The 25,488-nt window shown below is 62.4% G+C and carries 27 protein-coding genes; 10 read left to right on the forward strand and 17 right to left on the reverse strand.

The features are described 5' to 3' along the window. Positions 1–213: 213 nt before the first annotated feature. The 5 genes from H8S62_RS15640 to H8S62_RS18730 all read right to left on the reverse strand — a co-directional run bounded on the left by H8S62_RS15640 (position 214) and on the right by H8S62_RS18730 (position 7,243). Positions 214–1,581, reverse strand: a complete 1,368-nt coding sequence (locus H8S62_RS15640) for a hypothetical protein (RefSeq protein ID WP_186920223.1) — start codon at positions 1,579–1,581, stop codon at positions 214–216. A 297-nt stretch (positions 1,582–1,878) separates the two neighbouring features. Continuing rightward, complete coding sequence (locus H8S62_RS15645; protein ID WP_186920224.1) at positions 1,879–4,803, reverse strand: beta-glucosidase; 2,925 nt, start codon at positions 4,801–4,803, stop codon at positions 1,879–1,881. A 223-nt stretch (positions 4,804–5,026) separates the two neighbouring features. Further along, positions 5,027–6,295, reverse strand: a complete 1,269-nt coding sequence (locus H8S62_RS15650) for an ATP-binding protein (RefSeq protein ID WP_186920225.1) — start codon at positions 6,293–6,295, stop codon at positions 5,027–5,029. Beyond that, the gene (locus H8S62_RS15655) at positions 6,292–7,002 is read right to left on the reverse strand and encodes a LytR/AlgR family response regulator transcription factor (RefSeq protein ID WP_155150091.1); all 711 of its coding nucleotides are present in this window, start codon (positions 7,000–7,002) and stop codon (positions 6,292–6,294) included. Before H8S62_RS15655 ends, H8S62_RS15650 begins: the two co-directional genes overlap by 4 nt. A gap of 109 nt (positions 7,003–7,111) precedes the next feature. Next, positions 7,112–7,243, reverse strand: coding sequence for a helix-turn-helix domain-containing protein (locus tag H8S62_RS18730; protein WP_423788679.1), 132 nt, complete (start codon positions 7,241–7,243; stop codon positions 7,112–7,114). A 59-nt stretch (positions 7,244–7,302) separates the two neighbouring features. Here H8S62_RS18730 and H8S62_RS15665 point away from each other — a divergent pair, with 59 nt between their 5' ends. Both H8S62_RS15665 and H8S62_RS15670 read left to right on the forward strand, forming a co-directional pair. Next, a complete protein-coding gene (locus H8S62_RS15665; protein ID WP_341481073.1) occupies positions 7,303–7,842 on the forward strand; it encodes an aldo/keto reductase in 540 nt (179 codons plus the stop codon). After that, positions 7,781–8,182 carry a MerR family transcriptional regulator gene (locus H8S62_RS15670; protein WP_155150087.1) on the forward strand — a complete coding sequence of 134 codons (402 nt, stop codon included), beginning with the start codon at positions 7,781–7,783 and terminating at the stop codon, positions 8,180–8,182. Before H8S62_RS15665 ends, H8S62_RS15670 begins: the two co-directional genes overlap by 62 nt. Positions 8,183–8,404: 222 nt before the next feature. On the opposite strand, the gene H8S62_RS18585 is transcribed toward H8S62_RS15670, so the two are convergent. From H8S62_RS18585 to H8S62_RS15695, 7 genes are all read right to left on the reverse strand, one after another. Continuing rightward, complete coding sequence (locus tag H8S62_RS18585; RefSeq protein WP_186920226.1) at positions 8,405–10,198, reverse strand: ATP-binding protein; 1,794 nt, start codon at positions 10,196–10,198, stop codon at positions 8,405–8,407. A gap of 52 nt (positions 10,199–10,250) precedes the next feature. Further along, positions 10,251–10,928: a response regulator transcription factor gene (locus tag H8S62_RS15680; protein WP_155150083.1), complete on the reverse strand. Its 678-nt coding sequence runs from the start codon at positions 10,926–10,928 to the stop codon at positions 10,251–10,253. Positions 10,929–11,075: 147 nt separating this feature from the next. Further along, the gene (locus tag H8S62_RS15685) at positions 11,076–12,296 is read right to left on the reverse strand and encodes a TPM domain-containing protein (protein ID WP_186920227.1); all 1,221 of its coding nucleotides are present in this window, start codon (positions 12,294–12,296) and stop codon (positions 11,076–11,078) included. Positions 12,297–12,527: 231 nt separating this feature from the next. Next, positions 12,528–12,656 carry a hypothetical protein gene (locus H8S62_RS18415; RefSeq protein WP_279287768.1) on the reverse strand — a complete coding sequence of 43 codons (129 nt, stop codon included), beginning with the start codon at positions 12,654–12,656 and terminating at the stop codon, positions 12,528–12,530. 93 nt (positions 12,657–12,749) lie between these two features. After that, a complete protein-coding gene (locus tag H8S62_RS18420) occupies positions 12,750–12,878 on the reverse strand; it encodes a hypothetical protein (protein ID WP_279237039.1) in 129 nt (42 codons plus the stop codon). Between the two features lie 93 nt (positions 12,879–12,971). After that, positions 12,972–14,198: a toxic anion resistance protein gene (locus tag H8S62_RS15690; protein ID WP_155152288.1), complete on the reverse strand. Its 1,227-nt coding sequence runs from the start codon at positions 14,196–14,198 to the stop codon at positions 12,972–12,974. A 117-nt stretch (positions 14,199–14,315) separates the two neighbouring features. Next, entirely contained in the window at positions 14,316–15,020 is a 705-nt protein-coding gene (locus tag H8S62_RS15695; RefSeq protein ID WP_186920228.1) for a 5-bromo-4-chloroindolyl phosphate hydrolysis family protein, read from the reverse strand. 135 nt (positions 15,021–15,155) lie between these two features. Here H8S62_RS15695 and ilvA point away from each other — a divergent pair, with 135 nt between their 5' ends. From ilvA to recR, 4 genes are all read left to right on the forward strand, one after another. Next, entirely contained in the window at positions 15,156–16,376 is a 1,221-nt protein-coding gene (gene ilvA / locus H8S62_RS15700) for a threonine ammonia-lyase (RefSeq protein WP_155152292.1), read from the forward strand. A 277-nt stretch (positions 16,377–16,653) separates the two neighbouring features. After that, positions 16,654–17,301, forward strand: a complete 648-nt coding sequence (rpe, locus tag H8S62_RS15705) for a ribulose-phosphate 3-epimerase (protein ID WP_155152294.1) — start codon at positions 16,654–16,656, stop codon at positions 17,299–17,301. Positions 17,302–17,306: 5 nt separating this feature from the next. Continuing rightward, positions 17,307–17,744 carry a hypothetical protein gene (locus H8S62_RS15710; RefSeq protein WP_186920229.1) on the forward strand — a complete coding sequence of 146 codons (438 nt, stop codon included), beginning with the start codon at positions 17,307–17,309 and terminating at the stop codon, positions 17,742–17,744. A 98-nt stretch (positions 17,745–17,842) separates the two neighbouring features. After that, complete coding sequence (gene recR, locus H8S62_RS15715) at positions 17,843–18,445, forward strand: recombination mediator RecR (protein ID WP_155152298.1); 603 nt, start codon at positions 17,843–17,845, stop codon at positions 18,443–18,445. 37 nt (positions 18,446–18,482) lie between these two features. On the opposite strand, the gene H8S62_RS15720 is transcribed toward recR, so the two are convergent. Further along, positions 18,483–18,686, reverse strand: a complete 204-nt coding sequence (locus tag H8S62_RS15720; RefSeq protein WP_155152300.1) for a hypothetical protein — start codon at positions 18,684–18,686, stop codon at positions 18,483–18,485. Positions 18,687–18,792: 106 nt separating this feature from the next. Here H8S62_RS15720 and H8S62_RS15725 point away from each other — a divergent pair, with 106 nt between their 5' ends. After that, positions 18,793–19,002 (forward strand): YlcI/YnfO family protein, encoded by a 210-nt coding sequence (locus tag H8S62_RS15725; RefSeq protein WP_155152302.1) that lies wholly within the window; start codon positions 18,793–18,795, stop codon positions 19,000–19,002. Between the two features lie 264 nt (positions 19,003–19,266). Here the strand turns inward: H8S62_RS15725 and H8S62_RS15730 are convergent, their stop codons facing one another. Both H8S62_RS15730 and H8S62_RS15735 read right to left on the reverse strand, forming a co-directional pair. Next, positions 19,267–20,835 (reverse strand): vWA domain-containing protein, encoded by a 1,569-nt coding sequence (locus tag H8S62_RS15730; RefSeq protein WP_186920230.1) that lies wholly within the window; start codon positions 20,833–20,835, stop codon positions 19,267–19,269. Positions 20,836–20,991: 156 nt separating this feature from the next. Next, a complete protein-coding gene (locus tag H8S62_RS15735) occupies positions 20,992–21,996 on the reverse strand; it encodes an asparaginase (protein WP_155152306.1) in 1,005 nt (334 codons plus the stop codon). A 177-nt stretch (positions 21,997–22,173) separates the two neighbouring features. On the opposite strand from H8S62_RS15735, the gene H8S62_RS15740 reads away from it, so the two are divergent. The 3 genes from H8S62_RS15740 (at position 22,174) to H8S62_RS18425 (ending at position 23,378) form a co-directional block, all read left to right on the forward strand. Continuing rightward, on the forward strand, positions 22,174–22,578 hold the full coding sequence (locus tag H8S62_RS15740; RefSeq protein ID WP_186920231.1) for an Ltp family lipoprotein: 405 nt from the start codon (positions 22,174–22,176) through the stop codon (positions 22,576–22,578). Positions 22,579–22,657: 79 nt separating this feature from the next. Then, complete coding sequence (locus H8S62_RS15745) at positions 22,658–23,011, forward strand: DUF4234 domain-containing protein (RefSeq protein WP_155152272.1); 354 nt, start codon at positions 22,658–22,660, stop codon at positions 23,009–23,011. After that, the gene (locus H8S62_RS18425; RefSeq protein WP_155152270.1) at positions 23,001–23,378 is read left to right on the forward strand and encodes a DUF2752 domain-containing protein; all 378 of its coding nucleotides are present in this window, start codon (positions 23,001–23,003) and stop codon (positions 23,376–23,378) included. The genes H8S62_RS15745 and H8S62_RS18425 overlap by 11 nt, the downstream gene beginning before the upstream one ends. A 167-nt stretch (positions 23,379–23,545) precedes the next feature. Here H8S62_RS18425 and H8S62_RS15755 read toward each other — a convergent pair whose 3' ends face one another. Then, positions 23,546–24,151: an NAD(P)H-dependent oxidoreductase gene (locus H8S62_RS15755; protein WP_186920232.1), complete on the reverse strand. Its 606-nt coding sequence runs from the start codon at positions 24,149–24,151 to the stop codon at positions 23,546–23,548. Positions 24,152–24,194: 43 nt separating this feature from the next. Continuing rightward, positions 24,195–25,463, reverse strand: coding sequence for a DUF2812 domain-containing protein (locus H8S62_RS15760; RefSeq protein ID WP_186920233.1), 1,269 nt, complete (start codon positions 25,461–25,463; stop codon positions 24,195–24,197). Positions 25,464–25,488: the final 25 nt, after the last annotated feature.

The raw sequence follows: 25,488 nt of genomic DNA on the forward strand, positions 1-25,488 counted from the left end.
TAAGCAGACGGGTGGTAACTGTATCTCCGCGCCGACGCGGCCTTAAAAACCAATCTATAAAAGCGAGGCGTCCGTTGGCATCAACGGGCCTCGCTTTTATAGTGCTTCGATTCCCCGGCCGGTAATCCGCTCGCCGGCCCGGACTGCATCCCGTCCCGCGCGGCGGCGGTCCCCGGCGGCCTGAGATAAAAACCGCGGAAAGCAGGTCCTCTGTCAATACCGGACCATGCCCGCGAGACAGTCTCCCATAAAATCCAGCTTCAGGCAGTAATCAGGCCGATCGCCGTCGTCTTTGTAAACGAAGTAATACTCCAGACTTCCGTGGGTGATGTAGCAGTCTATCCTTGTTACACGCTCACGCCTGTCATAATAAAGATACGCAGGGGAATACGTGGTGCCGAACAGCAGGGCATCATGGCCGTATTTCTTGCTCCACAGGGTCCCATTGTCCCGGTACAGGAAATCAATGTGGACGACAGTGAAGGGCTCGTCCGTCGGACGGTCTTCGTCAACTCCAGTCGACCGGAAGCAGACGGGCTTCCCCGCTTCGTTATACTCATAAAATTCCTGATAGTCGCTGACATATTCCGCGCCGTCCGTACCATAGAACGATTTCACACAATACGGCCCCTCGTCTTCCCACACGCCGCTTTTAACGCCGTTAAATGCGAAGCTGACGAAGGCCGGCGGCGGTCCGGCGGCGGCACTCACATCGTAGCGAAACCCGCAGCCCTTCCCCGCCTCCTCGTCAAAGTACAGCTCCAGCAGCAGCCGGTCCGCCTCGTCCACACAGGTGAAATAGGCCGTCTCCCCGTCAAACCCGTACTCTTCTTTTATTTCCAGGGTCCGCAGCTGCGCCAGAAGCTCGGTAGCCGTTCTGTCCCCTGCGATAGACTCATACTCGCCTTGAATCAAATAGGAGTGGAAGTCCGCGGCGGAGATCTCCTGGCCGCCGTAGTAATAATACGCCTCCACGCCGAGCGGCTCGTCCTCATCTATCTGATAATTGCCGTTTGTATCCTCAAACATCCAGCTGGACAGCGCATCTTTATAATAGGACTCTGTTTCATGGCGACCATTTATCTTCAGGTAGGTCACATACATGATCGCCCCAGCCAAGTCCCCGTTATAGTTGCGGATTACGTTTCCCTTGGGGATGTATTCATACCCGTGGTTCCCCATGGCCCCATAGCCCCACTGATCCATAACAGCGTAAAGTTCGCCGCCGGCATACTGGTACACGCTCACGAAATATCCGGGTCTTCCAGCCACAAGCTCCGGGACATTGTCCTCATCCAGGTAGATGAGCGCGTATCTCAAGCCCTCAGCCTCAGCCTCCATCTCATTCACCTTTTCAGCATAGGCCCTGGCGTAGCCGACCAGTCCCTCCAGCGGGTCCCCGGCGCTGTCGGCGGGGTCCGGGGGCGGAGCGGGGTCGTCGGGCGCAAGGTCACCCCCTGCCTGCGCTGATGCCGGGAGCGGAGTAGCAGCCGCCGTCCGGGACGGGATGGGGGAGCGCGCCGTGCAGCCCGACAGCAGCAAAAGCGCGCAGAGCAGCCCCGGAACCGCTCGGTTTTTCATATGCATCCCTCCTGCCGCGCCGACGGCTCCGCCGTGCGCGTTTGTTTCATCCTACCACTCCCCCGCACCCTTTGTCCCGCTTGATTCGGCTACAATTTATCACCAATTGGTTACGATGACAGGCGCTGCTCCTCTCACCTGGAACCTCCAGACCGGCGTCCCAAGTGCGGCATTCGTTTGAGCCTGCAAATACCATCATCCCGACCTTATAAAGTGAAAAAGCCCGCCGCTTTATGGCAAAGCGGCGGACTTTTTCGCTTGCGGAGCAAACGCAGTCTCTACTTCCCGGTCTCCGGCTTATCTCCGGGCCGCCGTATCGGCAGCGGAGCGGCTCTTCCGGCAGCGCAGGAAAATCCCCGCGCCCCCGGCGATAATGGCCGCACCCATGAGGCAGTCGAAGAGAATGAGCCAGATCTGCCAGGTTGGCAGGACACTGACAATCCGGGTGGAGGTACTCACACCGTTCATGGCGGCGCTGTTGGCCCCGGTGTAGAGAATATTCTTACAGGCCTGGCGGAGCGCCGTCATGACGCGGGCGTTGTTCTTGTAGGGGCTGATGTTCTCGTTGGCCTCACTGGTGGAGAGCATCATGTCGTTGCCCGCCAGGACCGCCTGGAGCGCGGACTGATAGACGGGGGTGCCCACGTAGTCGGTGACCACATGGCCCACAAAGCCCCACTCGCCCCGAAGCACATCGTTGAGGAGCACCGCGTGGCCCGCCGCCCAGGTGGCGCCGATGCGGTTGTGGGAGGTCATGACGGCCCGGGCGCCGCCAAAACGGACGGAGTATTCAAAGGGCGTCAGGTATATCTCGCGAATGGCCTGCTCATTGGAGAAGGTGGCCACACCCTTGCGGTTGGTCTCCTGATCGTTGATGGCAAAGTGCTTGATGTAGCAGAATACGCCCTTCTCCTGCACGCCGGAGACCTCCGCCGCGCCCATGGCCCCGGCCAGGAACCCATCCTCAGAGTAGTACTCAAAATTTCGTCCGGAGTAGGGTGTGCGGTGGGTGTTCATAGCTGGGGCGTACCAGCCGGTGACGCCGCCGTGGAGTCCGTCCTCACCGATGAGGCGGCCGACCTCCCGGATGAGGCCCACATTCCAGGTAGCGGCCATCACCACCTCGGCGGGATAGGCCATGCACTTGGTGCCGCCGCCCACCAGTGTGGCGGAGATGCCGGCCGGGCCGTCCTTGTCGGTGGTGCCCAGGTAGGAGACAGAATTGATCTGGGAGGTGCGGTAGCCGCCCAGGGCAACCAGGCGCACCATCTCGTCGGCGGTAAGCTGATCCAGCAGCTCCTCCCACTGGGGGTCGTCGTAGGACTTGCCGATCATCATGGCCAGGGTCAGATCTGTTCCGGCCCCCATGTTGGGCATCGTGTAGCCCTCCTCGCCGGTGTCGGGTCCGGCGGCCAGGTCGGCCTTCAGCGCCTCGGTGGCGGTAAGGGTGATGGTCTCCGGGAACGTGCCGGTCCAGTCGCTGCGGGTGAGGTAGGTGAGGTCGCCGTAGTAGTGGCGGATATCGGCTTTGTCAAACTGATTGGTGATTGCCGTGCCCGTCGCCGCGGCGGAGTAGGAGACGGTATCCAGCGTGGGCTGGTTCCATTTCGCGGCCAGGGCTGCGTCGCCGTCGGCGTCCATGCCGTCGGCTGTGGTAAGTCCCTTGGAGGCAAGGATATTGTTCAGCGCGTCATGTACATTTTTGCCGGCGGCAAAATAATAATCGCCTGCATCCAAAATGTAGGTCTTGGCGGTGTTGGCGTCGTAGGCGCGCAGTTCCTCCCTGGAGACCTCCACCTGCACCGTCTCGCTCTGGCCGGGGGCCAGAACGCCGGTCTTGGCGAAGCCGCAGAGCTCCACGCTGGACTTCTCAATCCCGTTTTGTCTGTCGTAGTCGGTATAGGGGGACTGGAAGTAGAGCTGGACGACCTCTTTGCCCGGTACGGACCCGGTGTTCTCCACGTCAAGGGAGAGAGTAAAGCGGTCTCCCTCGGGGACGCACCTGAAATTGCTGTAGGAGAAGTCGGTATAGCTCAGGCCGTACCCGAAGGGATACTGCACGGTGGCGGCGTAATCATAGCTGCCGGCGTTGCCCTGGCCCAGGACGGCGTCCTCGTACCGGGTCTCGTAGTAGCGGTAGCCGACGTAGATGCCCTCCTGATACACGACGTAGTTCTTGCCGGTGTACTGGGTCATCACGCCGAAATAGCTCTCGGACAGATTGTCCAGCTCGGAGCCGTTGGTGTACTCCAGGCCTCCGAAGTTCTGCATGGCGGGGGCGCTGAGGGAGTCGTAGGCGTAGGTGTCCACCAGGCGGCCGGAGGGGTTCACATCGCCCTTCACGGCGGCGGCCACGGCGGCCAGGCCGTTCTGACCCGCGGCGCCCATCCAGATGCAGGCGTCGATGCCGTAGCGGGCCTCGTCCAGGAAGCCCAGCTCCATGGCGTTGCAGGAGTTCACCAGAACGATGGTCTTGCCGAACGCCCCGCTGTCCCTGATGAGCTGCAGCATCTCCTTCTCCTGTGTGGTGAGCTGGAGATAGGTGCCGCCCCCCTCGCGCTCGTCCATCCTGCGGGAGAGGTCGTCGCCCTCGCCGCCGCTCCGGGCCAGCACCACAATTGCCGCGTCGCCATACCGGGCAAAGGAGTCCCTCACGGCCTGGGAATACTCGCCTGCCGGGCACTCGTTAATGGCAAAATTGTTCCGGCTGGCAAAGATGCTGGGGTTGGAGCGGGTATAGCTGTCGTGGTTGCCCTTGTAGAAGTTCCAAAGCTCCGGGTTGACCTCGTAGCCCACGTCCTCAAAGACAGTCTTCAAGTCCTTGGCGGTGGAGGTGTCCACACTGCCCGAACCGGTGCCGCCGTAGATGAGGTCCACGGAGGACTCCGAAAAGAGGCTCACCTTCCTGCCGTCCCCCAGGGGGAGGGCGTTATTCTCATTTTTCAGGAGCACAAGACCCTCGGCCTCCACCTGCTCGCACAGGTCCAGCCCCGCCTGATAGAGCTCCCCGTCGGTGGTGTAGACGCTCTCATAATAGATGGCAGTGGGATCGCCGTTCTCCACTCTGGAGGTGGTATGGCCGAAAAAGGTCGTAATGATGGTGGAATAGTTCAGCGCGACGGCGTTGGCAATGATAACGGCCACCAGCAAAACGGCCAGCGCCGCGCCCCATACGCCTGCGAACAGCTGATTGCTCCACTTTTTCCTCTTTGCCTTTGTCATGGGATTTGATTCCTCCTTGCATCTCTCCGGCGGCGCGGCGCGCGTTCCGCATCCAGCCATTTTTGTCATTCTGTGCCCGAACACATCTGCTGTTGCACAGTATAACAGCTGATTTGACTGCGTCCAGAGGGTGTGCCCCAACTGTCGGTTTTCCTTCCCCAACTGCAGGGAAAAAGCCGGCTCGCGATGACTTGTCGTCATCGCGAGCCGGCTTTTTCCCATATCACGGAAGGGGGATGGACAGCCGCAGGACAAAAAGGCCGTTTTCAGGGTGGACCGTCATACAGCCGCCGTACTTCTCGACCGTGTATTGAATGCTGCGGATGCCGAATCCGTGATACCCGTCCTGTTCCTTGGTGGTCACGGGCAGTCCGTCCTCGAACGTCAGCGGGTGGTCGTAGTAATTCTCACACTGGATCAGCAGCAGCCCCCGGCTGGACCAGACCGACACGCTGATCAGCCGCTGCTCCCGGTCCGGCAGGGTGCTGACCGCCTCGATGGCATTGTCAATGGCGTTGCCCAGCAGGGCGTAGACATCCACCGGGTCCAGAAAGTCCAGCTTGCTGCCGTCGGCCACGCAGGTCATGTTGATGCTGTGGCCCTCGCAGTAGAGCTTCTTCTCGGTGAGCACCGTATCCAGCACCTCGCTGCCCGTCTTCACCGTACAGTCGTAGATCTGGATGGAGTCCTCGATCTCCCGCAGATAGCGGCTTTTGTCCCAGTCCTGTCCGGGCCGATCCAGCGCGGCGATTTGGTGCTTCAGGTCGTGGCACTTGCGGTTGATGAGGGCGATGTTCTCCTTCGCCAGATCGTACTGGGTCCGCTCCTGGTGCCACAGGCGGTCCTTCAGATCCAGTTCCCGCTGGAGCCTGGCCCGCTTCTGCCAGATGGTCTGCACCCACAGCCCGAAGAAGCAGCACAGCATCGCGTAGAGCCGACAGGCGTAGAGGTAGGGCACGCTGTTGTTGCCGCCCAATACCTGGAGCGTGACATAGTGGCTGATTAAAATCGTAAAGGAGAGTATCAGCAGCAAAGAGGCGATAGACTGCCCCCAGGTGGCCCCGTAGCGCCCCTTGTCCGGCAGGCGGCGGGCAAAGGCGAAGCAGAAGAGCAGATACACCGCAGCATAGATAATCAGCTTCAGCCAGTAGTACCAGCCCCCGGGCCGGCCCAGCAGCTGGTAGAGAAACGCGTGGGCGCTGTAGGCGAAATGCTGTGTGGCATAGGCGCACACGGCGCAGAACAGGGCATCCCACACGCTCAGGCTGCAGCAGGCCCAGGCGAAAAGGGCGGTGAGGGCAAACTCCAGCAGATAGCGCAGCAGCGAGCGTGGAATAAACGCGGCCAGGGCCAGACAGGCCAGAATGCCCAGAATGACCCGAAGGGGGAAATTTCTGCGCTTTTCCAGCGGCAGCATGTAGAGCACGCAGGCAATCAGCAGCTCCAGAGGGAAGAGCAGGTAGTTTACAGCCCAGTTGATGAATTCCGTCATAGCCCGCCGCCTCCCAGATAGTCCGTCAGTTCCTGCAGAAACTCTTTTTTGCGCGGCCTGCTGATCAGCAGCTCCTCCCCGCCCACCTGTACGATGTTCTGCCGCACCTCCCGCACATGCCGCAGATTCACCAGATAACATTTGTTACACCGTACAAAGTGCTCCCCCGCCAGCTGTTCCTCCATATCCCGCAGCGTGCCCGGCATGGTGAAAACCCCGTCCGCCGTGTGGATATGCAGCCGGTGGGAGACCGTCTCCACATAGAGCAATTCATCGGTGGGCACACGCCTCACGCCTCCGGCCAAATGGAGCACCACGCCGGAGGACCTGCGCCGCCGGAGGATGGAGGATACCTTGCGCATCTTGAAGGCAAACGCCGCGTAGCCCACCGGCTTAAGGACATAGTCCAAGGCCTCCACCTCGTAGCCGCGAATCGCGTATTGGGCCATATTGGTAATAAACATCAGCAGAACCACCGGGTCCCGCTCCCGAATATGCCGGGCGGCGGTCATGCCGTCCATGCGGGGCATCTCTATGTCCATCAGGATAAGGTCCCAAATAGGGCGGTACTCCTGCAGCAGCGCCGCTCCGTCGGGGAAATGAATTGCCTCCACACCCTCGCCGGACTCAGCCTGATATCGGGCCAGATAGTCCTCCAGCTGACGTGCGGAGGCCGGCTCGTCCTCCACAATGGCGACCCGGAGCATACGCCGTCCCTCCCCTCCCCAATGAATTTGGCTTGTTCCATTTTAACACATAAATTCAAATCAGCCAACGGTTCCCCCATCGGAACAGAACCGTCCGGGGCCGAAGCCGTCACCGCTCCCGCCTGCGGTATTCCGTCGGTGAACGGTAACACCTCTTTCTGAACTGCTCCTCAAAGTAAGTCGCCCCGGAAAACCCGGACAAAAAGGCCGCCTCGGTAACGGTCATCTGGGTCGCCCGCAGAAGGGCGCAGGCCTATTCGTAAAACCGAGGAGGCATACCGTGCCGGAAAGCGCCGCGCCATCGGCGTTTCCACCTTCTATCCCGGCCGGCTCATCGACCTGTGCAATTTCGTGGAGGTGGCCCACGCCGTCAACCAGGTAGAGACACACGCCTTTCGACAGCAGCGCTCCGCCCATGAGACCATGGTGAAATACGGCGTCCAGCACGAGTCCTGGGGTCCGTTTGCGGAGGGACGAAAGGACTTCTTCTCCAACCCCGCCCTCTGCGAGACCGGCGCGAAGTACGGCAAGTCCTCCGCCCAGACAACCCTGCGCTTTCTGCTGCAGACCAGCGTGGTGGTAATGGCCAAAACTGTCCGCCGGGAGCGGATGGAGGAGAACCTCAACGTGTTTGATTTCTCACTGTCGGATGAGGATATGCGGTCCATCTCCGCGCTGGACGAGGGGGGAGAGCACATTTTTCTCCCACTGCGATGCCGCCGAGGTAGAGTTCTTGACCGGGCTGGTATAATAAAAGCAGAAGAGGAGGCATACCGTTATGACGATTGCCGAGGTAAGCAGGCAGTACGGCGTCAGCGCCGACACTCTGCGCTATTATGAGCGCATCGGACTCATCCCGCCCGTGCCGCGAAGCAAGAGCGGCATCCGGGACTACGACAGAGAGTCCTGCGCCTGGGTGGAACTGATGAAATGCATGCGCGCCGCGGGGGTGCAGATTGAGGCGCTGATTGAGTACGTGGCGCTGTTCCAAAAGGGCGACGCCACCATCGCCGCGCGCAAGGCGCTGCTGGTGGAGCAGCGGGAGCAGCTTCAGGCGCGGATGGCGGAGATGCGCTCGTCCCTTGACCGGCTCAACTACAAAATTGAGAAATACGAGCTTTTGCTGGTGGAGAAAGAGCGGCAGCTTTTTCACGACGGGACAGAGGCGGCGGACGACTGAGCCTTAGCCCGAAACGCTTTATGGCACATTCATTTTCAGTCGGAGGTGTATTTCCATAGACGTTTTGAGAAATCTATCCGTATTCTGGACAGTATTAAGTGCATGCTCAAGGAGTGAAATCAATATCTTTCGAGCGGGCGGTCACCTCAAAGGGGTGGCCGCCCGCTCGACATATGAGCGCTGAAACAGGCACAATCTCTTCACCGGCGCGAAATCCTCGTCTCAATAAGCTGCGGGCACTTCCATCCAGAACCGCACCCCGCCCGGCAGATTCTCCGCGCCGCAGCGCCCGCCGTGGAGGTTCGCCATCCCCCGGACAATGGCGAGGCCCAGACCCGCGCCGCCGCTGTCCCGGCTGCGGGCAGAGTCGCCCCGGTAGAAGGTCTCGAAGAGCCGGGGAAGTTCGGCGGCGGGGATGTTCTCTCCGTCGTTCTCCACCGCGATGCGGGCCCAGCCCCCCGGCCCGGTGAGCTTCACCCGCACCTCGCCGCCGGGGGAACAGTAGCGCAGGGCGTTGGAGGCGTAGTTGGCCACGGCCCGTTCCAGCTTCTCACAGTCCCCCCGGACCCGCACCGCCGCCAAATCCAGGCTCAGTCGGCAGCCCTTCTCCGCCAGGGGCCGCTCCAGCCGGGCGAAGATCCGGCGGACCAGCTCCTCCAGGTCCACATCCTCCGGCCTGAGCGTCTCCGCCCCCGCCTCCAGGCGGGAGAGGTCCAGCAGCTCCCTGACCAGGGCGTCCATGCGGTCGGACTCCTCCATGATGACGGCGAGGTAGTGCTCCCGCTTGGCTGGGTCGATATCCTCCAGAAGAGCCTCGGCATGGGAGCGGAGGACGGCCAGAGGGGTCTTCAGCTCGTGGGCCACCGCCCGGGTGAGGTCCTGCTCCCGCCGGAGGTCCGCCTCCAGCTTTCCCTGGGCCGCGTTAAAGGCGGCGGCCAGGGAGTTTACCTCCTGGATCGGTCCGTCCTCAGTACAGGGAAAAGACCCGTCCGCCGCGTCCTGGCTCAGACGCTCCAGTGGGCGGGACAGCTTTCTGGACGTATACCCCGACAGAATGAGGAGCACCAAAGCGGCCAGCATCAATGTGGAGAGGTAGGTCCAGCGGAGCTGGTACATGGCTGCGAGACGGAAGCTGCAGCTCCGGGCCACCTGGTAGCCGTAGCCATTTCCGTAAGTTCCGCCGCTGAATCTCCCGCCCTCATTCAGTACGGCTCGCCTCTCTCCGGCCTGCTCCCGGGCCAGAATGGCCTGGGCCTCCCGGAAGTTTGCCAGGCGGCGCTCCATATCGACTTGTCCGTCCCCATTGCTCCCCCAGTCGGGCAGCAGGACGCTGGACAGCCTCATAAAGGCCAGCTCCACGGTAACCGGGGTCTCCCCCCGGGCCGCGGTCTCCACCACGGTCTCCACACCGCCGTCCGGGTGGACCAGCTCGATGCGCTGCACCCGCAGGCTGCAGCCGCCCTCATCGAATCCGGTCACCCGGGCCACGGTTCCGTCCCCGGGGTAGTTTTCATCGCCGGTTGGATAGACGTCAAAGCTCCAACTATGCGTCCGATTGGCCACAATCCACCGGGCCAGGGCCAATTGCCCAGCGTCGTCCAGGCCGCTGTCCAGCTCCAGGTGCCAACGCTGGCCAACGTCGATGCCGTCCTCGTGGCCGTAGCCATAGGCGAGCTGGCTGTGGGCCAGCTCCGCCCCGGTCTCCGCATCGATAATCGCCAGTGCCATGCCTCCCTCCAGGCCTTCGGGATTCGTCAGCCCCAGCGACATACCGCTCAGGTTATAGCTTAGAATGGCCCCGGCCTGCTCCTGCCGGTCCTCGACAATGTTGCGGCGGTAGATCTCCACCTGTTCCCTCAGCTCGCTGCGGATATCCCGGCCCAAACTGTCCGCCTCGTTCTCCAGTCGATTGGAGGTCTCCACCCTCAGGCCGATCATAATGAACCCCCAGAGAAACAGCACCGTTCCCGCCATGGAGAGCGCTATCTGCCAGCGCAGCTTTCGGGGTCGTCTCACCAATGCGACCGCCCGCTGCCAACCCGATTCCAGAGGCGTTCCTCTCATCTTCTCACCCCTCCTCCGTCAGCTTGTAGCCCGCCTTGATCACCGTCTTGATCTGCCCCCCGGCCCCGCCCAGGCTGGCGCGGAGATTCTTCACCTGCACGTCCACCGCCCGCTCGTCTCCCTCGAAGTCAATGCCCCAGACCTTGTCCAGCAGCTGGGCACGGGAGAGCACCCGGCCCTTGTTGCGCAGGAGGCAGGCGAGCAAATCATATTCCCGCGGGGATAATTGAACCTCTTGATGACCAATTGTACAGCTTCTGCGGCTCAAATCCAGCCGAATCGCCCCGCAGGCCAGGGTCTCCCCCGCCTCGGGGCCGCCCCTGGCCCGGCGGATAAGAGCGGTGGTCTTGGCGTAGAGCACCGCCAGGGAGAAAGGCTTGGTGACATAGTCGTCCGCCCCCAGCTCGTACCCCCTGAGGGCGTTTTCCTCCCCGTAGAGGGCGGTGAGAAAAATGATGGGCACGCCGCTGCGCCGCCGCACCGCCGCGCACACCCCGAAGCCGTCCAGTCCGGGCATCATCACGTCCAGCACAATCGCGTCGTAGTCGTGGTCCCGCAGCAAATCGAGGGCCTCGCCGCCGCAGCGGGCCACATCGCATACAGCCCCCTTGGAGACGAAGTAGTCCCGGACGATTTCGCGCATGCTCCGCTCGTCCTCTACAATTAAAATGCAGTCCGCCATAGCCGTTCCCTCCTTCTGCCGATATATTATAACACGGATGTGTCGGGGATGTGTCGGGACGGGGCGCCGCCTAATCCTGGGTCGCCCTCTGCGGATACGATTAAAGCGCCCGGAACAGTTTTGTTCCGGGCGCTTTTGGTATTTGGATTATCTGCGGCCGCCGAAGCCGCCGCCCCGGGAACCGCCGCCGAAGCCGCCGCCCCGGCTGCCGCCCCCGCCGAAGGAGCCGCCCCCGCCGAAGGAGCCGCCCCCGCCGAAGGAGCCGCCCCCGCCGAAGGAGCCGCCCCCGCGGGAGCCTCCGCCAAAGCCGCCGGAGGGCCGGGAACCGCCGCCGGAGGGTCGGGAACCGCCGCCGGAGGGTCGGGAACCGCCGCCGAAGGTTCCGCTGCCGCCGAAGCCGCCCCGCGTACCGCCGCCGGTAGGCCGCCCGCCGAAGGTTCCGCCGCCCCGGGGGCCGCTGTTGCCCGCGCCGCCGAAGCCGCTGGAGGGCCTGGAACCGCCGCCGCCGTGGGGCGGCCGGGGACCGGGCCCGGGGCCGTGGGGGCCCCTGGGCGGGGGCGGCTGGTGCCAGTGCCGGTGATACCAATGGGAGTGGGGTCCGTGCCAGAACAGGATGGGCCGGAACATAACCGGGGGTACGCCCACACCGTAGTACCGTGTGCGGTAGGCGTTGTACCGGGACCGGTCGATGGCGGAGAGAATAATGACCAGGAGGATCAGGAGGACCACGGCCCTGACAATCCATGTGGTAACGGAGTAGCCGTTGTAGTAATTTCCGTAGGAGTCGTCATAACCGGAGCTGTTGTCTACCCCGGCGTTGCCCAAATTAAAATTGCTGATATATACCTCGTTGAGGGAGGAGAAGAAGTCCAGGGCGCCCTTGTCAAACTTCCGGTTGTCAAAGGCGCTCTCAATCACGCCGCTCAGGTCGGAGATGACCCGGCTGGTCATGATGGTGGCGAAGTCGTCGCCGTAGTCCAGGTAGTACTGGTAGCCGTCGCCGTCCAGGGCGATGACCAGCACCGCGTCGCCCTCGCCCAGCCCCAGGTCATAGGCCTGGTTATAGGAGATATCCGTGATGTCCTGTCCGTCCAGGCCGTTCACCGTCACGACGGACACCACGCTCACGTAGCGGTAATCCCAGTTGGCGTTATAGATGCCGATGCTCTTCTCGGTGGAGGCGGAGAGGATGTCCGCCTGATCCCATACCAGGTTGGCGTAGGTGCTGGTGTCCAGGGAGGTATCCAGCTCCCCGGACTGCCCCTTGGCGCTGGCCTGGGGCATCCTCCACCAGCCGATGGCAATGGCGGCCGCAATGGCGACAAGCATCACCATGACGGCTACGCCCTGTTTCTTCAATACTTTCATAGGCGCTCCTTACTTGTATGGCTTGGTGGGTGCAGACAGATCGGCGCGATGGCGCCTGGCCAGCGCCCCAAAATGCTTTGGCATTTCGGGGTCCCCCTGATATTTTATCTGCCTGGGCGGAATGAATCCGCCCGGCATCAAGGTTTCGGCCCTGCGGGGGCGGGCCGAAACGCTTGGGACGCGCCGCCCGGCGCGGCGCCGGAGCCGGGCCAACCGGCCCCAAGCACTTTTTCAGCCTCTCAGCTCCAGCAGCTTCTGCTTCAGCTCGCCCTCGATGCGGCCCAGCGCCCCAAAATGCTTTGGCATTTCGGGGTCCCCCTGATTTTTTATCTGCCCGGGCGGAATGAATCCGCCCGGCATCAAGGTTTCGGCCCTGCGGGGGCGGGCCGAAACGCTTGGGACGCGCCGCCCGGCGCGGCGCCGGAGCCGGGCCAACCGGCCCCAAGCACTTTTTCAGCCTCTCAGCTCCAGCAGCTTCTGCTTCAGCTCGCCCTCAATGCGGCCCAGCGCCCCAAAATGCTTTGGCATTTCGGGGTCCCCCTGATATTTTATCTGCCCGGGCGGAATGAATCCGCCCGGCATCAAGGTTTCGGCCCTGCGGGGGCGGGCCGAAACGCTTGGGACGCGCCGCCCGGCGCGGCGCCGGAGCCGGGCCAACCGGCCCCAAGCACTTTTTCAGCCTCTCAGCTCCAGCAGCTTCTGCTTCAGCTCGCCCTCGATGCGGCCCAGCTCCAACTCGGCCTCCTTGCGCTTCTGGGCGCCCTCCTTCTGGATGTTCATGACCTCGTCCAGCGTCGCGATGAGCTGCTGGTTGGTGTGCTGGAGGGTCTCAATGTCCACGATGGAGCGCTCGGCCTCCTTGGCGGTCTCCACGGTGCCCATCCGCAGCATATCGGCGTTCTGCTGGAGGAGCTGGTTGGTCATGTTGGTCACCGCGCTCTGGGCGGCGGTGGCCTGGCGGGAATGCTCCAGCCCCAGGGCCAGGACCATCTGGCTCTTCCACAGGGGAATGGTGTTCACCAGGGACGACTGGATTTTCTCCAGCATAAGGGTGTCGTTATTCTGGATCAGCCGGGTCTGGGGGCCCATCTGGATGGAGATCATGCGGGTGAGCTCCAGGTCGTGGAGCTTCTTCTCAAAGCGGTTGCAGAGGTTGGCCATGTCGTTGTACTTCTGGGCGTCCTCCTGGCTGCCGGAGGCGGCGGCCTTCTTGCGCAGCTCCTCCAGCTCGCCCTCGCGGACCTTGGCCAGCTTTTTCTTGCCGGCGATGATGTACATGGTCAGCTCTTTGTAGTACTTGGTGTTCAAATCGTACATCTGGTCCAGCATGGCGATGTCCTTCATCAACGTCACCTGGTGCTGCTCCAGCATCTGGCATATCTTGTCCACATTGGTCTCGGCCTTGGTGTAGGCGACCTTCATCTCCTCCAGCTCGTTGCGCTTCTTCTGGAAGAAGCCAGCGATGCCCTTTTTCTCCTCCACGTTGAAGCCCTTGAGCTGAACCACCAGCGAGGAGAGGGTCTGGCCGATCTCGCCCAGGTCCTTGGTGCGCACGCTGTTGAGGGTGCTCTCGGAGAAGGAGGCCACATTCTTCTGCGCGGCCGCACCATACTGGAGCACCACGTTGGAGTCGGTAATGTCAATTTTCTCGGAGAAGTCGTTCACCATCTTGCGCTCAGCCTCGGTGAGCTGGCTCTCATCCAGCTGAATGGCCTTGGCCTCCTTCTCCTTCTGGGCGGCGGCGGTATCCTCCAGGGTGATGCCGCCCTCCAGGGTCAGGGTCGGGGCCTCAGGGGTCTTCAGGGCGGCCTCCGCCACGGCGGCCGCAGCGTCCAGATTGGCGTCGGAAGCTGCCGTGGGGTCCAGGGTCAGGGAGGGTGTCATTTCGGGCTTATCAGTCATGATAGATACATCCTTTCAACGAATCCATTTCTTTATCCCAATAAAAAAGTAAAAATGAAAAAGTAAAAAGCTGTGGTATCGCCGTCTTTTTACCTTACTTTTTCCCTTTTCTCTTCATTATAGGCCCCCGGCCCGCATTCCGCCGCTCAGCCCCTCCTGGGCCAGAAGATTCTCCATAACGGTGATGTCGGTGGAGATGTCCATCGCCACGTCGCCGAAGAGGGCGTCCAGCTGTTTGTCAAAAGCGGCCACCACCGTGTCCATCATGGTCTCGATCTTGCCCATGGTGCCGTCGATATTGGTGCCGGAGACCCCCGCGGCGTCCATGCGGTCGTAGGCGTTGAGAAGCTTGAGGGTGGTGGGCAGGTAGTAGTTCAAAAAGCGGCTGATTTGGGAGCGCTTCTGGGGGTTCTCCACCACATGCTGGATAATTTTCGCCGTGGTGTCCTCCAGGTGGTCAATTTGGGCGGAGATCTTCTCGTCCTCAATGGCCTCGTTCAGGCGGCGCATCTCGGAGAGGGCCAGGTCCTTCTGCTCCACCAGTTTGTCCAGCTCGCTGTCGCCGGTGGTCTTCTTCTCCGGCTTGGGCGCGCCCGGTTCCTCGGCCTTGGCCTCCGGCCGGGGGGCGCCGGGCTCCGGGTCCGGGGTCTGGTAGGCCTTGTTGGGCCAGATTGCCTTGCCCAGGACAAAGACAATCGCGGAGGCCACGCCGGCCAGGACATAGTGCAACGGCCGGTACAGGGGCAGCAGCAGAGCCCACCCAAGCCAAAGGGCGGCCACAAGGTAAAACGGAGCCACTGATTTTTTTACCATTTTCGCCATGGTTATTTCCTCCAAATGCTGTAAACCGATACAGTGTTATTGTACTGCCCAGGGGCCTTAAGTGTCAAGAACACGTTGACTTTACACCGCAAATTCATTAGAATAAAGAGAACGTGAGAAAGGAAGTCCTGCCGAATGATGACACTGGAAGATTTTAAGGCCGCCCGCAGCGTCCTGGCGGGGGTCATCAACAACACCGAGCTTGTCTATTCCGCCGCCTTTTCCAAGGCCACCGGAAACAATGTATACATCAAACCGGAAAATATGCAAGTAACAGGGGCCTACAAAATCCGCGGCGCGTACTATAAGATCAGCACCCTCACTGAAGAGGAGAAGTCCAAGGGACTGGTGACCGCCTCCGCGGGCAACCACGCTCAGGGCGTGGCCTACGCGGCCCAGGCGGCCGGCGTGGAGGCCACCATCGTAATGCCCACCACCACTCCCCTGGTGAAGGTCAACAACACCAAGGATCTGGGCGCCAGGGTGGTGCTTCACGGCGAGACCTTTGACGACGCGGCGGACAAGGCTGCGGAGCTTGTCCGGGAGCAGGGCCTGACCTACATCCCGCCCTTCAACGATCTGGCCGTCGCCACCGGCCAGGGCACCATTGCATACGAGATTTTCCAGTCCCTGCCCGACGTGGACGTGATTCTGGTCCCCATCGGCGGCGGCGGGCTGGCGGCGGGCGTGTCCACTCTGGCCAAGCTCCTCAATCCGGGGGTGAAGGTCATCGGCGTGGAGCCTGTGGGCGCGGCCTCCATGAAGGCCTGCCTGGAGGCGGGGCACATCGTCAGCCTGGACAGGGTGGAGACCATTGCCGACGGCGTGGCGGTCAAGACCCCCGGTGAGCTCATTTTCCCCTACATTCAGCAGAATATCGATGAGATCATCACCATTGACGACACCGAGCTGGTGGACGCCTTCCTGGACATGATGGAAAAGCACAAGATGATCGTGGAGAACGCGGGTCTGCTGCCCATGGCCGCCCTGAGCCATCTGGACTGCAAGGGAAAGAACGTGGTGAGCGTCCTCTCCGGCGGCAACATGGACGTCATCACCGTGGCAAGCCTTGTCCAGCACGGGCTTATCAACCGCGGGCGGGTGTTCACCTTCTCCGTGCAGCTCCCCGACCGCCCCGGCGAGCTGCTGCGGGTGGCCAAGATCGTCTCCAAGGAGAACGGCAACATCATCAAGCTGGAGCACAACCAGTTTGTCAACATCAACCGCCAAAGCGGCGTGGAGCTGCGGGTCACACTGGAGGCCTTCGGCCACAGCCACAAGCGCTCCATTCTGGAGGCCATGCGGAAGGCGGGCTACGACGCGAGAGAGGCCAACACCGGGGATTTCTATGATTAAACCCCCGCCCCCCTGCTCAGGGAGGCGGCGCGGCCCGATATACTCATTGCCGTCCGCCGGGCGCTTGCCCGGCGGACGGCTATCTGAAAGCGGTTGTTCCCAGGTGCGGGTCCGTCGGGTCGTGGGAGTGTGCGGGGGGAGAGGCCTGAGCCGCACCGGAGCGATTCCGCTGATGCATCCTATGTGCGGGCCAGGCTGTCGGTGCGCTCACCGGTTGATTGGAATACGGGTATTGTACAGGAATTGTTTGAACTTCCGTTAAAGAGGAGATAAAAAGATGATTAAAATCGCCCCTTCTCTGCTCTCGGCCGATTTTGCCAACCTCCAGCGGGACATCGAGGGCGTCCCCAATGCGGACTGGCTCCATGTGGACGTGATGGACGGGATGTTTGTGCCCAATATTTCCATCGGCGTGCCGGTGGTGAAGTCCCTGCGCAGGTGCACCGACAAGTTTCTGGACGTCCACCTGATGGTGGAGAAGCCGGGCCGTTACGTGGAGGCCTTCGCCAGGGCCGGGGCCGATTTGCTGTCCGTCCATCTGGAGGCCGACATGCCCCCGGCCATCCACGCCGCCCTGGACCAGATGGAGGCCCTGGGTGTGAAGAAGGGCGTCGTCCTGCGGCCCATCACCGCCGCCGAGGCGGTGATCCCCTATCTGAAGCGGGGAATCGACCTGGTGCTGGTGATGACGGTGGAGCCCGGCTTCGGCGGGCAGGCCTTCATGACCGATCAATTGGAGAAAATCACGGCCATCCGCCGCTATATCGGCGCGTACTGTCCCGCCTGCGACCTGGAGGTGGATGGCGGCGTGGACCCTGAGACCGCCAAGCTGGTCATCGCCGCCGGGGCCAACGTGCTGGTGGCGGGCAGCGCCGTCTTCGGCAAGGCGGACCCCGCCGCAGCCGTGGACGCGCTCCGGAGCTGAGCGCCATGCCGAAGGTCTTGACCGGCGCGGAGGCCGCCGCATTGGGCGTCAGCGTCCTTCACGAGCGTATGGACAACGGCGAGCTGCGCTTCCGCCTCCGCTTTGCGGATGGCAGCTCCTATATCCGCACTGAGGCCGCCCGGGGAAGCGGCTGGCAAAACAGCCACCTCCACCGGGCGGTGCGGGAGCTGAGCGTGCTCCAGTCCGGGGCCATGCTGGTGGCAGAGGAGCGGGAGGGCGCGCTGGAGCTGCGCCTCCTCCGGGCGGGGGATTTCTACCTGTGCCCGCTCCATGTGCCTCACAACAGCTATCTGTTTCCCGGCGCGGTGGCCCATACCGTGAAATTCGGTCAGGACCTGCCCGCGTCCGACTGGGTCGCCTGCCCCCATCTGGACCCCATCTGCCGGGCCCTGGACCCGGACGAGCTGCTGAAGACGCTGTAGCCCCGCCCGCGCCTCCTCTCCGCACCACCCCAGTATGTCCATACCCTGCTCCCCATCTTCTTATCTTCTTATCTTCTTCCCTTCGGAGGTCTTACGCCATGCAGTACTTTCCCCCCGCCCTGGAGCGGCTGGTGGAGCAGTTCAACAAGCTCCCCGGAATCGGCAGCAAAACCGCCCAGCGGCTGGCCTTTTTTGTCCTCTCCCTGCCGGAGGAGGACGCCGCCGCTTTCGCCCAGGCCATTCTGGACGCCAAGTCGTCCATCGCCTGCTGCCCCATCTGCCAGAACCTGACCGAGGGGGACGGCCCCTGCGCCATCTGCCGCAGCCCCAAGCGGGACGCGGCCACCGTCTGTGTGGTGGCCGACCCCAAGGATGTAATCGCCATGGAGCGCAGCCGGGAGTACGGCGGGCTTTACCACGTTCTCCACGGGGTCATCTCCCCTATGAACCATGTGGGACCGGACGACCTGCACATCAAGTCCCTTGTGGAGCGGGTGGGAAGCGGCGGGGTGCAGGAGGTCATTATGGCCACCAACCCGGACACTGAGGGCGAGGCCACCGCCATGTACCTCTCCCGGCTTCTCAAACCCTTCAGCGTGAAGGTCACCCGGCTCGCCTACGGCATCCCCGTGGGCAGCCACCTGGAGTTTGCCGACGACGCCACCCTGATGCGGGCCCTGGAGGGCCGCCGCGAGATGTAAACGATAAAATCCCCTGCCCGCCGGGCAGGGGATTTTATTAGGTCTCCGCAAGCAGCTTCTCGAGAAATGCGATTTTTTCTCCGTCGCACATCTCATCGCTGTAAACAACCCGCTCCACATCGTTTAAAAGATGGACGGACTCCGCCTGAAAGGCCCGCTCGATGTGCTCCACGCCGGGAATATCCACAATGACTCTGCCGTTTTGAATCAGGTTCGATAGGACCACATTGACGCGCTTCATATTTTCGCCTCTGCGATAGACAATTTAATACCCAAATCGTTATGCATAAATAATATACATTCTGCAACACAATGCAAAGTACAAATCGTGTTGCAGGTGATATGATATGTCCAAAAAATTTAAACTGCCCGCGGTCCCGAAAACAACCCAGAAAAACGTGCGCTTTCCCAACGACGTAATTACCCTGGTGGAAGATGCCATCAAGGGCACGGAAGTGACCTTTTCGGCCTTTGTCATCGAAGCCACGCGTGTGGCCCTGGAGAATCTGAAAGAGACGGAAGAAGAGGACGGCCGGCAGAGCGATGCCATTGATTGAAGCGCAATCCGTTTCTCCCCTGAACAAGACCGGCTTCCCGCATAAAACGGCCGCCCACACGGGCGGCCGTTTTGCTTTGATTGAGACGGCTGCTTCCTGAACAGAATGACGCCGGCCAGCGGAGACGGTCTCTTCCCCGCCGATTGATTCCGGCGGTGCCTGCGCGCCCCGGCGCGCTTGTCCCCTCCCGCCATACCCGGCAGGGCAGAGCCTCCGCCCCGCTGAGGGCCATGCCAGCAGCGGCATCATCGCTTTTACCGGTCTCTATTGCTCCAGCCGTCCCCTTACCAGCTCCAAAAACTCCGCCTTATACCCGTCCTCCGCCACCCCGGGGAGCCGGGAGAGCCGGCCCACAATCCCGCCATAGCTGGCCGTACCCTTGTACTGTGAGTCCCGCAGCAGCATTCCAAACTCCGCCACCCCAGCCGCAAAGGCGCTGTCCTCCGAGGGGGTCTCCACCGCAATCTCCTCCCCCATGGGGTACTCCAGGAGGGTGCTTTTCTCTCCGTCGGGGGCCTTATAGCGCACGCTCAGCGTGAAGTAGTCGCCGCTGCCGGTGGGGGACGCCGCCTGGTAACTGAGATCGGACCCGGGGATATCCATGGGCGAGTCCGCCATGGCAAGCTCGTAGAGCACCGTCACACGGTGCCCGGCGCCGATCTCCCCGCCGTCTCTGGCGTCGTCGGCAAAGTCCTCGGCGGCCATCAGCCGGTTTTCATAGCCGATGAGGCGGTAGCCCTTCACCCGCCCGGGGTTGAACTCCACTTGGAGCTTCACGTCCTTGGCCACGGTGAAGAGGGTGCCGCCCATCTCCTCCACCAGGACCCGCCGGGCCTCCAGCGCGCTGTCGATATAGGCGTAATTGCCGTCTCCGTGGTCGGCCAGTGCCTCCAGCTTGTTGTCCTTCAGGTTCCCCGAGCCGAAGCCCATCACCGAGAGGAACACGCCGCTCTCCTTCTCCTCCTCCACGAGGCGGGCGAGCTCCCCCTCACTGGTGACGCCCACGTTCAGGTCTCCGTCGGTGGCCAGAATCACCCGGTTGTTGCCGCCGGGGATAAAGTGCCGCCGGGCCAGCTCATAGGCGGTGGTAATCCCCTTGGCGCCCGCTGTGCTCCCCCCCGCCGTCAAATCCTCAATCGCGGAGCGGATGACCGCCCCCTCGTCCCCGGTGGCGCCGTCCAGCACCACCCGGTCCGAGGCGGCATAGGTCACGATGGAGACCAAATCCCCCGCCCGGAGGTTCTCCGTCAGCAGGCCGAAGGCCTGCTTTACCAGGGGCAGCTTGTCATCGTCGTTCATGGAGCCGGATACATCGATGAGGAACACCAGATTGGACGGCGGCATGGCGTCCCAGTCGGGCTGGGCTGCCTGGAGCCCCAGCCGCAGGAGCCGGGCGTCCGGGTTCCAGGGACAGGGAAAGAGCTCCCCCGTCACGGAGAAGGGCTCTCCCGCTTCCGGAGCGGGGTAGTCATAATGGAAATAGTTCACCAGCTCCTCAATACGAACCGCATCCGCCGGAACTTGCGCCCCCTGGTTGAGCAGCCGGCGGAGATTGGCGTAGGATGCGGTGTCCACGTCGGCGGCGAAGGTGGAAAGCGGGCTGGCGGAGACGGCCAGAAAGCTGTTTTCCCGGATGTACCCGTACTCCTCCGTGTTCCAATCCACGCCCTCAAAGGGCTCGGTGTACCCGCCGCCCCAGGCCTCCGGCGCGACGGGGGCCGTGCCGGAATAGGCGCTGGGCGCGGCGTCCGCCGTACTGCCGCCGCCGGAGCACCCCGCCGCAGACAGGAGCAGCGCGGCCGTCAGGAGAAGGGCTGAATACTTGCGTTTCATTGCAGATTCCTCCATTCCTTATTGGGTGCGGCTAGAGTTGACCGGCTTTGCAAGAGACCGCTTCCTTCCGCCGCCCCTTTTCCTCTTAGACGCGGGTATTTCCAGAATGTTCCGCACAAAAAAGCGGTCCGGGAGATTCCCGGACCGCTTTTCTCTCTATTCCAGTTCCGCCGTGACCTCACCGCAGAGACTCTCCCGGAACAGTGCGCGCACCTGCGCGGCGTCCTCTGTCCGTCCCAGTGCCCACATGAGCTTGGTGACGGCGGCCTCCGTGGTCATGTCCCAGCCCTGAATGACCCCCTGCTCCAGGGCCTTCTTCCCCGTCTCGTAGATGGAGAAGTCGCTGCGCTCATAGAGGCACTGGGAGCACACAACCACCGCCATGCCCGCCTGGGCGGCGGCGTGGAGCTTGGCAATCAGGTCCCGGCGGATGAAGTGCAGCCCGCCCGCACCGAAGGCCTCGATGACCACGCCACGGTAGTGCATGGACAGGAGCATGTCAAAAATCTCCGGGTTCAGCCCCGGCGTGAGCTTGATGAGGAACACGTCCCGGCACAGCCGGTCGTCCAGTTGGGTGAGGGCCGGGGCCGCCGGGGGCAGCGCACCGGGACAGACATGCAGCCCGCCCGCGTCCACTGTGGCGGCCAGGGGCCAGTTTACACTCTCAAAGGCGTCGAAACCGGTGGTGCGGGTCTTCACTGCCCGGCAGCCCAAGATTACCTTCCGGTCGAAGGCCACGAAGACCCCCGCCGCAGCCGACGCCGCCATGGCGAAGGCGGTGCGCACGTTCTCCAGCGCGTCGGTGAGGGGGTGCTCAATGGGGAGCTGGGCCCCGGTGAGCACCACGGGAATCGTGATGCCGCGGAGGAAAAAGGAGAGGATGGAGGCCGTATAGCCCATGGTGTCGGTCCCGTGGGTGAGGACCACGCCGTCGAAGCCGTCCCTCGCGTCATAGACCGCCCGGGCGATAAGCTGCCACTCCTCAGGCTGGATGTTGGAGGAGTCCATGCACAAAATGTCCCGGATGGTCAGCTCATAGTTCTCCGCCACGGCCGAGAGACGCGCGGCCAGGCCCGCGCCGTCCATGCCCGGGACCAGGCCGTCTTGGGTGGGGCGGGAGGCGATGGTGCCCCCGGTGGTCAGCAAAAGCAGCTTTTTCATGGTTTCTTTCCCTCTGTATCATCAGTTGTATCGGTTTGCAGGCAGCGCTGTGCAGCATCAGAATTCGACTGCCCTGAATTTTTAGTGTATCATAAATATTGCCCTTCGTAAATGGCTTGCGCCGGGGACGTGGAGACTCTATTACGCCCCCCTGCCCGGGCCGGCGGCTTGACAGATATGTATAACGGAAGTATGGACGCGCACCTGTGGGAGCGTGGATCGAAATACCTACAGCAAGAACGACCAGCTCGTGAAGATGGAGTCGCTCTCCCCGCGGGCGAGACCTTGGGCCAAAAGAACGCTCCTGCAAAGGCAAAGTCTTATTTGAATATTTCGGCGTTCTCTTATGAGGGGCTAATCAAGCAATTGAAGTTTGAAAATTTTCATATGAAGATGCTGTTTATGGAGCTGGGCAACTGCGGCGCTGATGGGAATGAGCAGGTTGCAACAAAGGCGCAGTCCTATCTGGCAATTGCCTCGTTTTCCATAGACGGCTTGATTCGGCAGCCGGAGTTTGATGGATTCCCGCAACCCCTTGCAATTCCTAAACTTTTTTATCATAGTAATTTAATAAACTCTTAATTTGCAAATCCCACCGGCCTGCGCTATACTGAACTTACGAAATCAAGACCGGAATCGACGGTCTTCAGGAGGCGGTATTATGCGGCATCGCAGCGTCGGCACATGCGTATTTCTCACCATTATCACCTGCGGCATTTACGGGCTCTACTGGCTTGTCTGCCTGACGGACGACTCCAATGAGTGCACCGGTATGGGGCAGACCAGCGGCGGCGCGGCGCTGCTGTTCACCATTATCACCTGCGGTATTTACAGCATCTATTGGTGCTACAAGATGGGTGAAAAGCTGGATCAGGCCCGCGCCGAGCGCGGCGTGCCCACCGGCAGCCAGGCCATTTTGTATCTGATCTTGTCCATTGTGGGTCTGGAGATTGTGGCCTGGGCCCTGATGCAGAGCGAGCTCAACCGCTACTACTACGGCGGCGATGACTTCTAAAGCGCGAGCCCTCCGGCTCATCAGACGGGCGGGCCTGATTCTGGGAATCGGGCTCGCCTATGCTTTTTTCGTCCTCTTGACAGGGCTTGCAGTTCCCTGCCCCTTCCACGCCGTCACGGGGCTCCAGTGTCCCGGCTGCGGGATCACGCGGATGTGCCTGGCCCTCCTGCGGCTGAATTTTGCCGCCGCCTGGGCGTCAAATCCCGGTTTATTGGTGCTATTGCCCCTGCTCGCAGCGCTTTTTCTCAAAATGGCGGCAGGATACGTGAAAAGTGGGCGGAAAACACCCACGAAAGCGGAAAGCACCGCAATTTGGGTCCTGGTCGGCGTCCTTTTGGCCTATGGCGTGGTGAGAAACCTGATATAATCACAAAAAACCTTCGCAGGGCAAGCCTCGCAAAGTTCCGCCGTACACAGGCGACGGAATAAAATGAAGCTCTGTCATCAGCTTTCTATCAAAGAAGCCCCGAGCGGCTCCTTTGACAAGCTCAATTACGAAAACCCGGAGCGCAATGCGCTCCGGGCGTTTTGTTTTTAAAAGGACTCCGCGAGGGTCCGGCCCCGCTCCATGGCGTTGGCCAGGACGGCCCCGCCGTCCGTCCGCACGTCGTCCAGCCCCTCGGCATAGAGGAGCTGGAAATCCGGGATGCCGTAGACGGTGCAGAGGGCTTCCAGGTGTTTGGCGCCCAGCTCCATCCAGCTCTTCTCAGGTGCGGAGAAATTACCGCCCCGGGTGGTGATGAAGAGGAGCTTCTCCGCCCGGCAGAGGCCCCGCTGCTCCCCCTCCCCGTCGTAGGCGAAGGTGATGCCCACCACCGACACCCGCTCCAGGTAAATACGCAGGATGGCCGGGAAGCTGAGGTCCCAGAAGGGAGCGGCAATCACGATTTTATCCGCCCGGGCGAACTGGTTGGCGTCGTCGAACATGGGCTCGCTCAGCCGCCCGGCGGCCCAGAGGGCGTCCCGCTGCGCGAGAATCTCGGGGTACTGGGGCTGGAGGCGCCGGGCAGCCAGGTCCCGGCGGCGGATTCTATCGCCGGGGCGGCGCTGGGCGTACCGCTCCAGAAAGGCGGCGGCCAGCCGGCGGGTCCGGGACCGCTCCCCACGGACGCAGGCGTCTACATATAAAAGCTCGCTCACGGGCATCACTCCTTGGGTTCAGTGTTCCACGTCCGCGCCCGTATCATTCCTCCACAATCCACGCCAGCAGCCGGTCCGTCAGCGCCCGGTCCCGGGATGCTGTGGGTACGGACACCAGCCGCACCCTGCTTCCCCGCCGGGAGAGGAGATTATACCGCCCGTCCTTCCAGCCCTCCCAAACATCCTGCCGCCCTTCCATGGGGACCATGTCGTAATTCCAGAGGGCCCGGGCCATCCGGTCCGCCATAACGGGGGCGTAGCAGTCGTACTGCTCCACAATCAGGCGGCGGTCCATGGGCATCTCTGCGGGGACGGCCAGCTCGTCGGTGCCCCGTGCGTAGCTTAAAAGGAGGCTCCCGTAGCTCTCCATATGGTCGTAAGGGGTCTCCAGGGCGGGGAGCTGGGCCTCCACATGGGCGCGCATGGCGCTGAAGGCGGGTGAGAAGAGGCCCCGGCCCAGCCCCAGGGCCAGCACGAAGCCCGCCAGCGCAGCGCAGCGCCACAGCCGCACCCGCTTGGGCTGGCGCATATGCGCGCCGCTGGAGCAGTAGGTCATGAGCACGGCCACGCCGATGACCGCGGCCAGGAAAATCAGCGGCTTGGCGCTGGGCATGGACACCAGATCCAGGGCGAAGCACCCAGCCAGGGCCGCCACGCCCAGGTAGGAGAAGATGGTCAGTGTCCCCCGCAGCCGGGCCCGTGCCAGCGGCGGCGCGTCCGACCAGCCCCCGGCCTTCGCAGCCTCCCGCCACTGGAAAAGCCGCTTGACCGACGCCGCCAGATAGACCGCCCCGCCGGTCAGGGCGGCCGGTGTGGCAAAAAGGAGGAAGGCCGCCGTACTGCTGGCAGCGGAGAGGCGCAGCAGGGAGGCCACCGTGGGGAACCCGATGAGGAGATACCTCGTCAGCGCCAGGGTCACCAGCACCGCCAGAAATACGGCGCAGGTGGCGCACCAGCGCGCCACGTCCGCCCGGTAGCGGCGGAAGGTGCCCTCATCCGGCGCCTGGATGGGGACGGTCTCCGCCCCCGGAAGGGAGCGGTAGATGTTCATATAGCGGACGGTGTAGAGCCGCTCCCAGCCCGCCCGGCGGCAGTGCTCCCGGTACTCGGGGGTATCCTGGGGCACGGGCTCGGCAATGTCCACATAGTAGTGCAGATCCGTTCGGTCGGTCCGCCGGAAGCGGGCCACCACCCCCAGCCACACCTCGGCCAGCGCCCAGCCCTGGGCCGCCATGGCGTCCAGATAAGCCCGAGCCGCCTGATAATCAATGGTGAGAAAGCCGAAAAAGCCGAATGTCACTCGTTTTTTCATGCTCCGGCCTCCTTTCTGCCTCCAA

Origin of the sequence: Lawsonibacter faecis (assembly GCF_014287675.1) — a bacterium.
In the GTDB taxonomy this organism is placed as follows: domain Bacteria; phylum Bacillota; class Clostridia; order Oscillospirales; family Oscillospiraceae; genus Pseudoflavonifractor; species Pseudoflavonifractor faecis.

Excerpts from the sequence above, each read along its gene's own strand:
- H8S62_RS15640 (WP_186920223.1), bottom strand. The coding sequence starts at position 1,581 with ATGAAAAACCGAGCGGTTCCGGGGCTGCTCTGCGCGCTTTTGCTGCTG.
- H8S62_RS15645 (WP_186920224.1), bottom strand. The coding sequence starts at position 4,803 with ATGACAAAGGCAAAGAGGAAAAAGTGGAGCAATCAGCTGTTCGCAGGC.
- H8S62_RS15650 (WP_186920225.1), bottom strand. The coding sequence starts at position 6,295 with ATGACGGAATTCATCAACTGGGCTGTAAACTACCTGCTCTTCCCTCTG.
- H8S62_RS15655 (WP_155150091.1), bottom strand. The coding sequence starts at position 7,002 with ATGCTCCGGGTCGCCATTGTGGAGGACGAGCCGGCCTCCGCACGTCAG.
- H8S62_RS15670 (WP_155150087.1), top strand. The coding sequence starts at position 7,781 with ATGACGATTGCCGAGGTAAGCAGGCAGTACGGCGTCAGCGCCGACACT.
- H8S62_RS15680 (WP_155150083.1), bottom strand. The coding sequence starts at position 10,928 with ATGGCGGACTGCATTTTAATTGTAGAGGACGAGCGGAGCATGCGCGAA.
- H8S62_RS15685 (WP_186920227.1), bottom strand. The coding sequence starts at position 12,296 with ATGAAAGTATTGAAGAAACAGGGCGTAGCCGTCATGGTGATGCTTGTC.
- H8S62_RS18415 (WP_279287768.1), bottom strand. The coding sequence starts at position 12,656 with ATGCCGGGCGGATTCATTCCGCCCGGGCAGATAAAAAATCAGGGGGAC.
- H8S62_RS18420 (WP_279237039.1), bottom strand. The coding sequence starts at position 12,878 with ATGCCGGGCGGATTCATTCCGCCCGGGCAGATAAAATATCAGGGGGAC.
- H8S62_RS15690 (WP_155152288.1), bottom strand. The coding sequence starts at position 14,198 with ATGACTGATAAGCCCGAAATGACACCCTCCCTGACCCTGGACCCCACG.
- H8S62_RS15695 (WP_186920228.1), bottom strand. The coding sequence starts at position 15,020 with ATGGCGAAAATGGTAAAAAAATCAGTGGCTCCGTTTTACCTTGTGGCC.
- ilvA (WP_155152292.1), top strand. The coding sequence starts at position 15,156 with ATGATGACACTGGAAGATTTTAAGGCCGCCCGCAGCGTCCTGGCGGGG.
- rpe (WP_155152294.1), top strand. The coding sequence starts at position 16,654 with ATGATTAAAATCGCCCCTTCTCTGCTCTCGGCCGATTTTGCCAACCTC.
- H8S62_RS15710 (WP_186920229.1), top strand. The coding sequence starts at position 17,307 with ATGCCGAAGGTCTTGACCGGCGCGGAGGCCGCCGCATTGGGCGTCAGC.
- recR (WP_155152298.1), top strand. The coding sequence starts at position 17,843 with ATGCAGTACTTTCCCCCCGCCCTGGAGCGGCTGGTGGAGCAGTTCAAC.
- H8S62_RS15720 (WP_155152300.1), bottom strand. The coding sequence starts at position 18,686 with ATGAAGCGCGTCAATGTGGTCCTATCGAACCTGATTCAAAACGGCAGA.
- H8S62_RS15725 (WP_155152302.1), top strand. The coding sequence starts at position 18,793 with ATGTCCAAAAAATTTAAACTGCCCGCGGTCCCGAAAACAACCCAGAAA.
- H8S62_RS15730 (WP_186920230.1), bottom strand. The coding sequence starts at position 20,835 with ATGAAACGCAAGTATTCAGCCCTTCTCCTGACGGCCGCGCTGCTCCTG.
- H8S62_RS15735 (WP_155152306.1), bottom strand. The coding sequence starts at position 21,996 with ATGAAAAAGCTGCTTTTGCTGACCACCGGGGGCACCATCGCCTCCCGC.
- H8S62_RS15740 (WP_186920231.1), top strand. The coding sequence starts at position 22,174 with ATGTATAACGGAAGTATGGACGCGCACCTGTGGGAGCGTGGATCGAAA.
- H8S62_RS15745 (WP_155152272.1), top strand. The coding sequence starts at position 22,658 with ATGCGGCATCGCAGCGTCGGCACATGCGTATTTCTCACCATTATCACC.
- H8S62_RS18425 (WP_155152270.1), top strand. The coding sequence starts at position 23,001 with ATGACTTCTAAAGCGCGAGCCCTCCGGCTCATCAGACGGGCGGGCCTG.
- H8S62_RS15760 (WP_186920233.1), bottom strand. The coding sequence starts at position 25,463 with ATGAAAAAACGAGTGACATTCGGCTTTTTCGGCTTTCTCACCATTGAT.